Genomic DNA, 12,263 nt, shown 5'->3' with positions numbered 1-12,263 from the left:
GAGACGCTATCCGAATCCATGTGATCAGGCCTAGCCGGGGGACCCCCGTTACCCCCGCTAAAGTGGGTGTCGTACCGTCGACATCAAGAAGAGTGGTACCGCGGTCATTCCGTCTCTTTGCGTGTTGCGCAAAGGGCGTTTTTTATTGGAAAAAATAAACTGTTTGGAGGAAACAAGATGAGTTACAAGCAACAGTATGCCCAAGTATTACATGATGTGATCGGTGACGCATTGTCACAAGAAGAAATTGAACAGTTGATCGAACAACCAAAACACGAGGATCACGGAGACCTGGCGTTCCCATGTTTCCAACTCGCGAAAGCATTCCGCAAAGCACCGATGATGATTGCGACAGAGCTGGCTGAAAAAATCGATAATCCACTATTCTCGAACGTGCAAGCAGCCGGACCGTACGTGAACGTCTTCTTGAACCGGGAAGTGGTTTCGCGCGAAATCATCAAACGTGTGTTAGAAGAACAACAAGCTTACGGATCAAGCGAAGCGAACGGCAAAACGATTGTCACGGATTTCTCGTCTCCGAACATCGCAAAACCATTCTCGATGGGACATTTACGTTCGACAGTCATCGGAAACGCATTGAACCAGATTTCACGGAAAAAAGGATACGAAGTCGTCGGCATCAACCACCTGGGAGACTGGGGTACACAGTTCGGCAAGTTGATGGTTGCTTACAACATGTGGGGCAAGGAAGAAGACGTCCGCGCTGAGCCAATCAAAGAATTGTTGAAACTATATGTCCGTTTCCATGAAGAAGCGGAAGAAAATCCGGCTCTTGAAGATGAAGGGCGGGCTTGGTTCAAAAAACTCGAACAGGGTGACGAACAAGCGACGACACTTTGGACATGGTTCCGTGAAGTTTCGCTCGTCGAGTTCAACCGTGTGTATGAAATGCTGGGTGTCAGTTTCGACAGCTTGAACGGTGAAGCCTTCTATAATGATAAGATGCAGCACGTCATCGATTTATTAGAAGAAAAAGAGTTGCTCGTCGAGTCGGAAGGCGCCATGGTCGTCGACCTCGAAGCTGAAGGAATGCCTCCTGCTTTGATCAAGAAAAAAGACGGTGCGACATTATACGCGACACGCGATTTGGCTGCTGCCGTCTATCGTCTTGAGACATACGGTTTTGAGCAAGCCTTTTATGTTGTCGGTGGCGAACAAGCCCTTCACTTTAAACAGCTGTTTGCTGTTCTGAAGAAACTTGGTTTTGAAAATGTCGACGGTATGCACCATGTCCCGTTTGGTCTGATCATGAAAGACGGGAAAAAGATGTCGACACGTAAAGGACGGATTGTCCTTCTCGAAGAAGTGCTTCAAGATGCAATCAATGTCGCGAAACAAAACATCGCTGAGAAAAATCCGAACCTTGCCAATGCCGAACAGACGGCACGCGAAGTCGGTGTCGGTGCTGTCATTTTCCATGATTTAAAAAATGAGCGCATGAACAACATTGAATTCGATTTGGAGCAAATGTTGAAATTTGAAGGAGAAACAGGTCCATACGTCCAATATACGAATGCACGGGCAAATTCATTATTACGTAAAGGCGAATATGATGGATCAGCATTTGCCGGTAGTGCAGACGACTATTCATGGGGTGTCGTCTCGATGCTGAACCAGTTCTCGACAGTGATTGACCGGGCGTTTACACGTCGCGAACCATCGATCATCAGCCGTTATGTCCTTGATTTAGCTCAAAGCTTCAACAAATATTACGGACAGGTTCGTGTCCTCGAAGACGATGCGGAAAAACAATCTCGCCTCGCGCTCGTAAAATCGGTTACGATTGTATTGACGGAAGGATTACGCCTGCTCGGTGTCGGCGCTCCAGAAGAAATGTAATATAAATCAGATTAAAGATGGGGTTATCATATGAACAAAGAGACAATGGAACGGTTACAGCACGCATCTACACAAATGAATCAGGAAGATTTGGCTGCATCCATCGCTTTTATTGCTGATTTTCACGGAAAGGTTGCCACGTGGCTGCCAGGCGAATCAGTCGATTTCATCTTAGATTTCGTGACAGCACCAGGAGCTGATCAAATTGCTCCGATCAGCGGTGACGCACTCGATACGAAAAGTAACTTCGAGTTCTTCATGGCAAAAAAACAAACGCGCAAAAAACTCGGTGAGTTATTGGCGTTATGGAAAGCTCCCCGTACAAAAGAGACGTTGAATCAAATCGATGCTATCGGTCTGAAGAAATGGTTGGCACGAAATGAATTTCGTTCGGAAGACAAGCCGTGGGATTATTTGAACCGTCTCCATGTTTTGTTATTCCTCGATCAAATGACGACTGTCATCGATGATCATCAGTTGACGACATTGTATGAGCAACTTGTCCGGAAAACACCGGTTCCAACAAGCTTCGTCCGCCGTCAAGGTGAAGTCCGCCGTGTCGTGAATCAATTTGCCGATAAAACAGAATTTACACAAGTTGATTTAGTTCGCGCTTCACTTGTTCGTTCTCTGTAAAAGAGACGACATCAAAATCCCCCGCTTCATTCACGAGCTGTGAATGAAGCGGGGGATTTTTTTCATGTCAGATATTCATTTGACTTGATGAAAGGTGATGGTTTCGGCCGTCGTATCGTATAGTAACCATTCGCGTTCGACCAGAACCGGTCCGACGTTGATGGCATAACGGCCACGTTTGATGGAAATCGGAATATCATGATGAATGGCCAGACGTTTACCCTCTTTAAATAATCCGTGCACATGGCTGTGTCCAAAAAACAAGAGCCGGTCCAGATAAGAGGATGTATCAGGCGTCAAATCATAGCTCCATTTCAATTGATCACCATGAATGAACAAAGCCGACGCTATTTGCTTCGTGCGATCTGATGAGCGCAGTTGATCGAGATGACTGGATATCCCCATTGGAATCAATGAAAATAAGCGTTCTTCCTGATTTCCAAGCAACGTCTCAAAAAACAGCAATTTCAAAAAATCGGGATCAAGCGTCACGATTTGTTCGATTTCTTCAAACGTATACCGTTTGGCCCGCTTTTTTCCGATGTGACACTCATGGACATCCCCGAGCGAAAAGACAATGGCTTGCGGAGCCGTCTGTTGAATATCTGTCAACACAGCACGTGTATCGGATAATGAACTGTGCAAATCCGTGATGAGTGCATACTGCATCTGGCATCGCTCCCTTGTACTAAGAGTATACCCTGCGTTTCATGCTGCTCATCCTATTTTTAATTAAGCCGGGTCGACTGTGACACCGCGTTCAGCAAAGACAACTTTTGCGACTTCGAGTGCATTAAGAACACGGGGGAAGCCAGTGTAAGGAACGAGATGCATGATGGCTTCAACGATTTCGTTTCCTGTCAATCCGGCTGTTAATCCAGTATTGATATGAAGAGCAAGCTGAGGCTCTGTCCCTTGTGTAACAAGTGTAGCAATCGTGACGATTGCCCGGTCACGATTGACAAGTCCGTTCCGGCTGTAGACTTCACCGTAAGCAAAATCTGTAATCCATTCGCCGACTGCCGGTGCGATGTCTTTTAACGACTCGGCGATTTTTTCGTGCGTCGATTGTGCAGAATTTGTATCTGTAAACTCGTTTAATTTTTTTAGTCCTACTTCGTGTCTGTTGTTTAAGTCTGTAGCCATGATGAATAACTTCCTTTCTGTTATGAACGATACGGTTTATCTTAAAGGAAGAATACTCATGCTACAAATACATGATTTTTATACTTGTCATTCGTTTAAGGAATGGATTTCTCGAACAAACCGAATCCATTCCCGCGTCACGTAGGACTGATAACGCCCGGTTGGAACAGCGACACCGAGTTGCCATGGCACACGGACATCAAGCGGAATCGTCTTAACACCGTTGATCGTCATTTGTTGAGCTAAAGACCGTGGAAGAACGGTCACGGCATTGCCTTCAGCGACGAGTAAGCACAAGAAGTCCCATTGCGAGCTGACATGGGCGATCGTCGGTTGAAAACCTGCCGCTTCGCAAGCCTGTAAGACGACATCGTGAAGGGAGAAGGTTTCATTAAAGAGAACGAACGGCATCTCGGCGACATCCGCCAGTGCAATCGACGACCGGTCAGCAAGCGGATGGTGTTCCGGTAAAAATAAATGCAGTTCTTCTTCAATAAAGGGATACACCGTCAAATGTTCATCGGCCGGAAAGACGGTGGCAATCAAATCGACTTCACCGGCAACGACGGCCTTTTCAAGCGCATGTCCACCGGCTTCTGTAATTTCAATCGTCACCATCGGATAACGTTCACGGAACAGGCGAAGCAGACGTGGAAAAAATAAGGAACCGATCAGAGGCGGTACACCGATTCGGATTGTTCCTTTCGTCAAGTGCATGACGTCGTAGAGATGGGATGGCAGATCAGCGAGCTGATTTAATATCTTTTCACCTTCGACAAGTAACGTTTCCCCGGCATCCGTTAACACAATTTGCCGTTTACTCCGATCAAACAGCTCTATATCCAGTTCTTCTTCTAAATGGCGGACCATTTTACTGAGTGTTGGTTGCGTGACATGGAGGTGATCCGCTGCCCGGGTAAAACTTTTGAAGCGGGCGACTTCCGTAAAATATTCCAATTGGCGAAAATCCATCTGATTCACTCCTATTCGTTTTTGTTATATCTATCATAACAAGTATTCATTTTTATTATTTATTGTCTAAGCGTACAGTAAAAGAAACAAACGAGTAAAGAGGAGTAGATGAAGATGAAACAACTTGAAGGAAAAGTCGCATTGATTACCGGAGCAGCAAGTGGGATCGGTCTTGAGATCGCAGAAGAATTTGCGCAAGAAGGTGCAAAAGTCGTGATTGTTGATTTACAGGAGAATGCAGCGAAACAGGCGGCAGAAACACTTCAAAGTAAAGGATTTGAAGCCTTTGCTGTGGCAGGGGATGTCACGAGTGAAGTTGCGATTCAGTCAAGTATCGAACAAACGATGAGTCATTATGGACGAATCGATATCGTCATTAACAATGCCGGTATGCAACACGTCTCACCAATCGAAGAGTTCTCGACTGAAAAATTCGATTTACTGCAAAGTATCATGTTGCGTGCGCCGTTCCTGTATACGAAATATGTCTTCCCAATCATGAAAAAACAAGGATTCGGCCGTATTTTAAACATGTCATCGATTAACGGATTAATCGGATTTGCCGGTAAAGCGGCTTACAACAGTGCGAAACACGGTGTCATCGGTTTGACGAAAGTCGCAGCACTTGAAGGTGCGACATCCGGTATTACCGTCAATGCGATTTGCCCGGGTTATGTCGATACACCACTCGTCCAAAAACAATTGTCTTCGCTTGCCGAAACACGGAATGTGCCACTCGACCGGGTACTTGAAGAAGTCATCTATCCATTGGTGCCGCAACACCGTTTACTGCAAGTCAAAGAAATTGCGGACTACGCGATCTTCCTCGCGAGTGACAAAGCAGCCGGTGTAACCGGTCAAGCGGTTGTACTTGATGGGGGATATACGGCTCAATAAGAACGAAAAAATACCCTTTCTCCAAGCTGGAGAAAGGGTATTTTTATACTTAACGGAAATTGAGGAACTGAACGTCGACCGATAATGGCAATTCGCGGACGATTTGCATGACTTGTTGTAAGTCATCACGCGATTTTCCTGTGACACGGATTTGATCGTCTTGAATCTGAGTTTTGACCTTGAGTTTTGATTCCTTGACGGCATTGTTGATTTTTTTAGCATCATCACGATCGATTCCGCTTTTGAGAATCACGCGTTGACGGACCGTGTTTCCGGCTGCCTGCTCGACTTTTTCGTATTGCAGGTTTTTCGTCGGGACTTCGCGTTTAATGAGTTTAGCTGTCAGGACGTCTTTGACTTGATCGAGTTTAAAATTGTCATCTGAGATCAGAATCAAATCTTCTTTCTCGAGTTTCATGTCGCTTTTTGATCCTTTGAAATCAAAGCGGTTCGTGATTTCCTTTAAAGCGACTTGCATCGCGTTTTTGACTTCCTCGATGTTGATTTGTGACACGATATCAAATGAATTGTCTTTTGCTGCCATAAAAATCTCCCCTTTCGTTCCACAACCATTTTAGCATATTTGTCCGCAGATGCTTTGACTTCACGCTGAAGTTTCGGCAAAAGAAACAGGAAGAGAGACAGTCGAATCGTTCATCTGTATGAAATTTTGTTATAATGAAAACCATGAAATGAAAGGGGTGCATGGCTTTGAAACAAACAGCAGATATGTTGACGCTCACACCAGAAGAGCTGGATGAGCGGTATGCCTATAGAGGATCGGATTTAGGAGCGACCTTTGATGAAAAAACGATACGGGTCCGTTTATGGGCACCGACGGCGGAACGTGTCGTGATTCGTTTGTACCGGACATTGCGGGCAAGGAAAGTTGAAGAACTTGAATTGGCGGCAGATCAGCAGGGGACATTCGTCGTCGAACTGGATCGTGCTGTGTATGAAGGTTACTTTTATACGTTTCAAGCCAGCATCAACGGACAGAAAGTCGAAGCGGTCGATCCGTATGCGAAAGCAGTCGGGACAAATGGCAAACGGGGAGCATTAATTGATCCGTCCACCACTCAACCGGAGCGTTGGATTGAAGAACGCCCTCTGTTCCACTCGTCACAAGATGCTGTCATCTATGAATTACATGTTCGGGACGCGACGAGCCATTCGGCGAGTGGGGTTATCGAGCGTGGCACTTTTCGCGGATTGACGGAAGCAGGGACACGGACACCATCAGGCGGATTGACGGGGCTTGATTATCTGACGGATTTAGGTGTGACGCATGTCCAACTGCTTCCGATTTATGATTTCGGTTCAGTTAATGAGGCAGCGCCGAACGATCCGGATAACTACAACTGGGGATACGATCCCGTCAATTATTTTGCGCCGGAAGGATCCTACTCGTCCAACCCGGATGATCCGGCAGCGCGGATCCGGGAATTAAAAGCCTTGATTCAAGCTTTGCACGACCGAGGTATTCGTGTCGTAATGGACGTGGTTTTTAATCACGTCTATGATGCGGAAACGGCACCACTCGGACAATTCGTCCCGGGTTATTTTTACCGGCAGGCAGCAGACGGAACACTTTCGAATGGAAGCTTTTGTGGAAACGACACAGCATCAGAACGTTTCATGATGCGTAAATTCATTCTTGATTGTGTAACGTACTGGGCAAAAGAGTATCATCTAGACGGATTCCGGTTTGACTTGATGGGATTACATGATATCGAAACGATGAATCAAGTCCGTCATGCACTCGACCGGATTGATCCATCCATCTTGATTATCGGTGAAGGGTGGGATCTCGACACGCCACTCGCAGTCGATCAAAAAGCCAACTACTTTAATGCGCCACAGACGCCGGGAATCGCCCATTTCAACAACGGATTACGTGACGGTATCAAAGGTGACGTTCAGACACCGCTTGACCGTGGATTTATCAGTGGGGCTTTCGAGCGGACAAGTGAAGTCAAACGGGGAATCGCCGGGAACGTCTCTTCTCAAGGGTTTGCGGATGAACCGAATCAAGTCGTTTCTTATGTCGAAGCACACGATGATTTAACGATTTGGGACAAATTGTCCGTGTCACGACCGGAAGATACGGATGAAATCCGTCGGAAACGGCAAATGCTTGCGAATGCGATTATTTTAACCGGGCAAGGCATTCCGTTTTTGCATGCGGGTCAAGAATTTTTCAGGACGAAAAATGGCATTCGTGACAGCTTCAATTCTGGAGAAGTCGTCAATCAACTGGATTATGAGCGGGCAGAACAATTCCGTTTTGGCATCGAATATGTCAAAGGGTTGATTGCCCTGCGGCGTCAGTATCCGATGTTCCGTCTGGAAAACACAGCGATGATCCGGAAACATCTCCGTTTCCTGGAAGAAGGAGAAGGCATCATCGCCTATGAATTGAAACGGACGTACGAAGGATATGTTGAACGTCAGCGGGTGTACCACAATGCGACGGAACACGATGTGACAATCGAGTTACCGAGCGGCGAGTTCGAAATTCTCGTCGAAGAAGGGGTTGTAAAAATCCATGCCCCTCGTCTGCATGAAGAAAAACAACTTATCGTAAAAGCACTATCGACGACGGTCATTGCCGAACGGAAAGCAGATTATAAAAAATATGCGGTGGCAGGTGGTGCTGCACTGACGATTCTTGGTTTGCTGTATGCAGCGAACAAAAGACGCAAGAATAATAAATGACGTATCTTCAAAGAATGGGAAAATCGGAAGAATCGGGGTTCACTAACGTGGACTCCGATTTTTTTAATACAGCCCTGCAGTCCAGAACGTGACAGTCGTGTTGCGGTGTCATCGTAATGACTTAATGATTTTTCACGTTTACTGTTTTAATTCAATGCTTAGGGGAACATACTATAAGTAGTATTTAGAGTGCTGGTTTTTTGAAAGGATGTATCTTATGTTCGGCTTCAATGATATCTGGAAATTTTTCTTCTCGTTTTTTTTGTTATTACCAATCGTCACGTTAATTCATGAGATGGGTCATTATTTTTTCGCACGCCTATTCGGCGGCAATATGGAAATCAACATCGGATCGGGAAAATCGTTATTACGTGTCGGACCCATCCGCTTAAATCGTGTCTATTTCTGGGACGGATGGTGTCAGTATGAGGCACTTCGTCATGAAAATAAATTTACGAACATCACCGTCTACGCCGGTGGAGCTATCTTTAATCTGGCGAGCATCTTGATCGTGAACGGTTTGATTTATGCAGGCGTCTTTGAAACTTCGATTTTTACGTATCAATTCGCCTATTTCTCGTTCTACTTCATTTTCTTCTCGTTATTTCCGATCGATCATCCGAACGGTTATCCGAGTGATGGAAAAGCAATCGTCAATGTATTTCGTTACGGAAAGTCCGAATACAATCCGCAATCATGAGGATATGCAAAATAATGCCCTTCTCTTCCTGCAATCAGTGCAAGAAAGAAGGGCATATTTTCATCATTTGTCTTGTGAAGATGTGTCATCTGCAGGTGAAGACTTGGATTGTTCAGTCTCTAATTCGACCAGTTTTTGAATCAAAATATGCCGTGGCATATGCATTAACTGTTCGAGCGGCACATTGAGACGTTTCGAAAGTTCAACAGCTGTATCAGCAGACAGTTGTAGGGGTTTCATAGTTTGCATACCTCCTTTTTGTTTAGCTTTAGTATACAGGACATGTTCTTGGAGCGCATCGACAGTAGCTAGAAATGAAGAAGGTTGATACCGTAGGAAGTAGGAAGTGATGCGTATGTATAAACCAGCCGCTGAGCTGTTGTTCCATGAATCTGTTTCACTCTTTGACCGATTCGGCGATGACCTGATTTTATATCGGGATCAAGGCGGGTTTACAAAATGTGATCTGGATTTGAGAATACGATGGGAGACAGCATGTGCGTATGTTCCGTTCACCTGGTTCTTTGAACCGGACGGATACCGTGTGTTCATCGTTTTTGAAGAAACTTCACTGTTTGGTTTACTAGATTTAAGAGACGGATGTCTCCAATATATGAATCGTCCCGTCATCTTTGCTGATGCATGGTTCAGTAATCTTTATGAATGGCGAGGCAATCAAATTTTTATGTACTCGGCTGAGACCGATGTCGTTCGTTATTGTTTTGAAGAACAGGAAGGAACTTTCTCGGATTATGACGAAGCTCCTTTATTAGGACGTTTGATTGAACGGGGTTATCATCCGCAGTATGCGTTCGAACGTCTGTTGGCACCGGCAACGATGATTTCCTATGATGTGACTCAGTCGCGTTATGTCATTTGGGATGCGTTTACGGAACATGAACAATTGATTCCTTTTTCCGAGTACGACGATTATTTGCTGGTCGATAGCCGACACCATCTGTTTTCCATTACGGATGCCAACCGATTCTATCTATATGAAAAAGATCAACTGAAATTTAAATTTGACGGGTGCCAGTCTTCCGTCCTGTTAAAGACGGTTTTGCTGGATGAAGCGGCACAGCGTCTGGCCATCGTTTCGACGTCGGCGAATTTCGGAAATACGTGGCTCCAAATTTTTCAAAAGACGTAAACACATCCTTTGTCTTAGCAGGCGAAGGATGTGTTTTGTATACGGGGAGGAAGATGACAGATGGAACGTTTTGGTCAATACGTCGTCCGTTTTCGAAAAGGTATCAGTGTCACCTGGATAGTCCTGTTGCTTCTGCTTGGTTATTTTGCGGTGCAACTACCGGATCAGCTTAAAGGAAACGGCTTTACCCGGGACGGAGAATTTCAACAAGTCGAACGCACGTTGGAACAAGAATTTAAGCAGGACCCTCATCAAATTATCGTTTTGTTTGAAGGAGAAACAGAAACCATCCGGCAGGAAATGGAGCGTCACGTCACTGCTTTTCGGACCATTCAAGGCGTCGGACAGGTCGTCGGGGTACAGGAAAATCCGGAAGCTTTAAAAGACGGAAAAGGATACGTTTCAATCGGGATACCGAACATTGAACCGTCTTGGGTGAAGGCAGTGCAGGAAAAGCTCGATCCACAAGACGGTAGTACGATTCGACTGACAGGAGAACCGTTAATCGTCGACGACTTAAATACAGCATCGAAAAATGACTTGGTCCGGGCTGAATTGATTGGGGTACCGGCAGCGTTACTTGTCTTATTTCTCGTTTTTGGTACTCCGCTTGCTGCCATCTTGCCGCTCATCATGGGTCTCGTCACGTTCATTTTCGGGGCCGGGACGCTGTATTTCATCGCTGGACAACAGGAATTATCAATCTTTGTCTTAAATGCCGTAGCGATGATTTCACTTGCCCTCGGAATCGATTTTTCCTTGCTTTACGTCAATCGTTTCCGGGAAGAAAGGACTGCCGGACGGTCGATTACGGCGGCAGCGGAAGTCTCGGTCGCTACAGCCGGACGATCGATTTTATTTTCCGGGATTTGTGTGTTCGTCGGGTTGGCGGGTTTGCTCGTCATTGATGTCGACGTGTTTCAAGCGGTCGCAATCGGCACATTGGTCTCGGTGCTCGGGGCCGTCATCAGTGCTGTTACCTTGCTACCTGCCCTGCTCGCACTGCTAGGGGGGAGTCTGGAAAAAGGGCGGATTTTCAAGGCTGACTCGGAGCAAGGCGAAGTCCGGTGGCGTAAGTTGGCCCGGTTCGTCATGAAGCGTCCGGTTGCCGTCAGTTTATTTTCGTTGCTCCTGCTGTTGCCATGCTTAATTCCATTGCGTGATTTAGAGCTGAACATTCCGCAAGCAAGCGCGTTACCGGAAGATTATGAATCACGCCTCGCTTTTGAAGCGTGGGAAAAAACTTTTGGCGACGATGGGACCGATGCCGTCGTCTTACTGAAAGCTGATTTTCAAACGGAACAAGGTGTCGAAAAACTGGAAGCGTTGACTACACGACTCGAAGCAGATGGCGGAGTAAGCAGTGTCGTTTCAGCGACGGCGCTGGCTGAAGCAAACGGCCGGACCGTTTCCCAGCTTGCTGCGAGTGAACAGGGGAAAGAACAGTTGGCGCCTTTGATTGCATTTGATCGAGGCATTGCTAGGATCAATGTCAAGTTGACGGGAGATCCGGGAGACAAGAGTTCACAAAAATGGGTCCGCGAAGTGCGGGATCAAGGGTATCAAGTCGGGGGACCCGCAGCCTTTAATCAGGAAATTTATGATGAAATCTACTCGAAGATGCCACTTGCGTTAGGTCTTGTCTTGCTTGCGACATTCATCATCCTGTTGTTTGCGTTCCAGTCGATCCTGATTCCGATTAAAGCAATCTTGATGAATCTGCTCAGCCTCGGTGCAACATTTGGTTTACTCGTCATTTTATTTGAATCAGGCTTGGTTTTCCCGGCCGAAACAATCGGTATTTTAACACCGGTCTTCATCTTCTCGCTTGTCTTCGGATTGTCGATGGATTATGAAGTGTTCCTCGTCTCACGAATGGAAGAATACTACGATGAGACCGGGAATAATGATCTCGCGACGGAAATGGGACTGGCGAAAACGAGTAAAATCATCACCTCCGCCGCTTTAATCATGATTGTCGTCACCGGCGCATTTGCTTTTACAGGAGTCAGTCCGATCAAACAGCTCGGTGTCGGGATTGCTTTGGCGATTTTCATTGATGCGACCATCGTTCGGATGCTTCTCGTTCCGGCATTGATGAAGCTGTTCGGACACTGGAACTGGTGGTGGCCGGGCGGACGGCGAAAACGAAAATACCGGATCTGATAAGTACTCAGAACATCA

At 46.2% G+C, this 12,263-nt stretch carries 12 protein-coding genes and 1 other annotated feature (1 of these 13 cut by a window edge); of the genes, 7 read left to right on the top strand and 5 right to left on the bottom strand.

Annotated features, from left to right (window positions below; genetic code table 11):
• Positions 1-120: a binding site (T-box leader), on the top strand; it begins 102 nt to the left of the window's first position.
• A 57-nt stretch (positions 121-177) separates the two neighbouring features.
• Positions 178-1,860, top strand: coding sequence for an arginine--tRNA ligase (gene argS / locus MUN34_RS12955; protein WP_026827195.1), 1,683 nt, complete (start codon positions 178-180; stop codon positions 1,858-1,860).
• A gap of 30 nt (positions 1,861-1,890) precedes the next feature.
• The gene (locus MUN34_RS12950) at positions 1,891-2,496 is read left to right on the top strand and encodes a hypothetical protein (protein ID WP_026827196.1); all 606 of its coding nucleotides are present in this window, start codon (positions 1,891-1,893) and stop codon (positions 2,494-2,496) included.
• A 75-nt stretch (positions 2,497-2,571) separates the two neighbouring features.
• On the opposite strand, the gene MUN34_RS12945 is transcribed toward MUN34_RS12950, so the two are convergent.
• The 3 genes from MUN34_RS12945 to MUN34_RS12935 all read right to left on the bottom strand — a co-directional run bounded on the left by MUN34_RS12945 (position 2,572) and on the right by MUN34_RS12935 (position 4,614).
• Entirely contained in the window at positions 2,572-3,165 is a 594-nt protein-coding gene (locus MUN34_RS12945; RefSeq protein WP_247858007.1) for a metallophosphoesterase family protein, read from the bottom strand.
• Between the two features lie 63 nt (positions 3,166-3,228).
• Positions 3,229-3,642 (bottom strand): carboxymuconolactone decarboxylase family protein, encoded by a 414-nt coding sequence (locus MUN34_RS12940; protein WP_026827198.1) that lies wholly within the window; start codon positions 3,640-3,642, stop codon positions 3,229-3,231.
• 87 nt (positions 3,643-3,729) lie between these two features.
• The gene (locus tag MUN34_RS12935; RefSeq protein ID WP_247858006.1) at positions 3,730-4,614 is read right to left on the bottom strand and encodes a LysR family transcriptional regulator; all 885 of its coding nucleotides are present in this window, start codon (positions 4,612-4,614) and stop codon (positions 3,730-3,732) included.
• 114 nt (positions 4,615-4,728) lie between these two features.
• Here MUN34_RS12935 and MUN34_RS12930 point away from each other — a divergent pair, with 114 nt between their 5' ends.
• Entirely contained in the window at positions 4,729-5,511 is a 783-nt protein-coding gene (locus tag MUN34_RS12930) for a 3-hydroxybutyrate dehydrogenase (protein WP_026827200.1), read from the top strand.
• A 49-nt stretch (positions 5,512-5,560) separates the two neighbouring features.
• On the opposite strand, the gene MUN34_RS12925 is transcribed toward MUN34_RS12930, so the two are convergent.
• The gene (locus tag MUN34_RS12925; protein WP_026827201.1) at positions 5,561-6,055 is read right to left on the bottom strand and encodes a YajQ family cyclic di-GMP-binding protein; all 495 of its coding nucleotides are present in this window, start codon (positions 6,053-6,055) and stop codon (positions 5,561-5,563) included.
• 161 nt (positions 6,056-6,216) lie between these two features.
• Here MUN34_RS12925 and pulA point away from each other — a divergent pair, with 161 nt between their 5' ends.
• Positions 6,217-8,229: a type I pullulanase gene (pulA, locus tag MUN34_RS12920; protein ID WP_247858005.1), complete on the top strand. Its 2,013-nt coding sequence runs from the start codon at positions 6,217-6,219 to the stop codon at positions 8,227-8,229.
• 217 nt (positions 8,230-8,446) lie between these two features.
• Complete coding sequence (locus MUN34_RS12915; RefSeq protein WP_026827203.1) at positions 8,447-8,929, top strand: hypothetical protein; 483 nt, start codon at positions 8,447-8,449, stop codon at positions 8,927-8,929.
• A gap of 63 nt (positions 8,930-8,992) precedes the next feature.
• Here MUN34_RS12915 and MUN34_RS12910 read toward each other — a convergent pair whose 3' ends face one another.
• On the bottom strand, positions 8,993-9,169 hold the full coding sequence (locus MUN34_RS12910; RefSeq protein ID WP_081776595.1) for a YycC family protein: 177 nt from the start codon (positions 9,167-9,169) through the stop codon (positions 8,993-8,995).
• 115 nt (positions 9,170-9,284) lie between these two features.
• Here MUN34_RS12910 and MUN34_RS12905 point away from each other — a divergent pair, with 115 nt between their 5' ends.
• Together MUN34_RS12905 and MUN34_RS12900 are read left to right on the top strand one after the other, a co-directional pair.
• Positions 9,285-10,079 carry a hypothetical protein gene (locus MUN34_RS12905; RefSeq protein ID WP_235188803.1) on the top strand — a complete coding sequence of 265 codons (795 nt, stop codon included), beginning with the start codon at positions 9,285-9,287 and terminating at the stop codon, positions 10,077-10,079.
• Between the two features lie 60 nt (positions 10,080-10,139).
• On the top strand, positions 10,140-12,245 hold the full coding sequence (locus MUN34_RS12900) for an MMPL family transporter (protein WP_247858004.1): 2,106 nt from the start codon (positions 10,140-10,142) through the stop codon (positions 12,243-12,245).
• Positions 12,246-12,263: the final 18 nt, after the last annotated feature.

The organism is Exiguobacterium sp. 17-1 (assembly GCF_023096305.1).
Classification (GTDB): Bacteria; Bacillota; Bacilli; order Exiguobacteriales; family Exiguobacteriaceae; genus Exiguobacterium_A; species Exiguobacterium_A sibiricum_A.
Note: the sequence above shows the minus strand (reverse complement) of the source record. Positions and strands in the feature narration are given on the sequence as shown.